General features: G+C 37.2%; 2 protein-coding genes. Both read left to right on the top strand.

The window, feature by feature from the left end; translation table 11 throughout:
* On the top strand, positions 1 to 107 hold a 107-nt coding region (locus ACFIL8_RS11645), incomplete at its 5' end, for a DnaB-like helicase C-terminal domain-containing protein (RefSeq protein WP_375637268.1).
* A 103-nt stretch (positions 108 to 210) separates the two neighbouring features.
* A complete protein-coding gene (ssb, locus tag ACFIL8_RS11640) occupies positions 211 to 651 on the top strand; it encodes a single-stranded DNA-binding protein (protein ID WP_375638633.1) in 441 nt (146 codons plus the stop codon).
* Positions 652 to 751 lie beyond the last annotated feature (100 nt).

Genomic DNA, 751 nt, shown 5'->3' with positions numbered 1-751 from the left:
AAGCCAAGGGTAAAGCCGAGGTTATTATAGCAAAACAACGCCATGGTCCGACAGGAATCGTTCCCCTTGCCTTTCAATCCGATTTTACACGCTTTAGTGATTTATAACATAATGTAAAACATTAAATAATTGTTATTAGACAACTGAAAACATTGTAAAAACACATAAAACATGTTATGATCTTTACATCATTTAATGGGACTTACAAACATGCTTAATAAAGTGATTTTAATTGGTCATTTAGGTGCCAATCCAGAAAGCAAAACAATGTCATCTGGCATCGAGGTGGTCAATTTTCGAATGGCAACGTCTGAGAGCTATACAGACAAGGCAACCAATAAAAGAATAGACAAAACCGAATGGCATTCCATTGTGGTGTTTAATCCACACTTGGCAAAAGTAGCTCTCCAGTATCTGAATAAAGGCAGCAAAGTTTATATCGAGGGACGACTACAAACTCGTAAATGGCAAGATAAAAACGGTGTTGATCGCTATGTAACAGAAGTCATATTGCCTCAGTACAAAGGCGAGTTAAAGCTTTTAGATGGCAAAAATGATGATAATCAAGATCAGTCATCTGCTTATGACAGAAGCATTTACAGACCTCTTGATACATCTCATACCGTTATGAATGATAGCGTTCCTTTTTAAATAAAAGGCGGTGTTATGAAAAAAAATAAAAAAAGGGGACGCCCTAAAATAGCAGGGCAGGTAAGAGAACCAAACGGACGTATATCACGTGCAAAAGCAC

This window comes from Bartonella sp. AP57NXGY (assembly GCF_042195805.1).
Taxonomy (GTDB): domain Bacteria; phylum Pseudomonadota; class Alphaproteobacteria; order Rhizobiales; family Rhizobiaceae; genus Bartonella.
Note: the sequence above shows the minus strand (reverse complement) of the source record. Positions and strands in the feature narration are given on the sequence as shown.

Excerpts from the sequence above, each read along its gene's own strand:
- ssb (WP_375638633.1), top strand. The coding sequence starts at position 211 with ATGCTTAATAAAGTGATTTTAATTGGTCATTTAGGTGCCAATCCAGAA.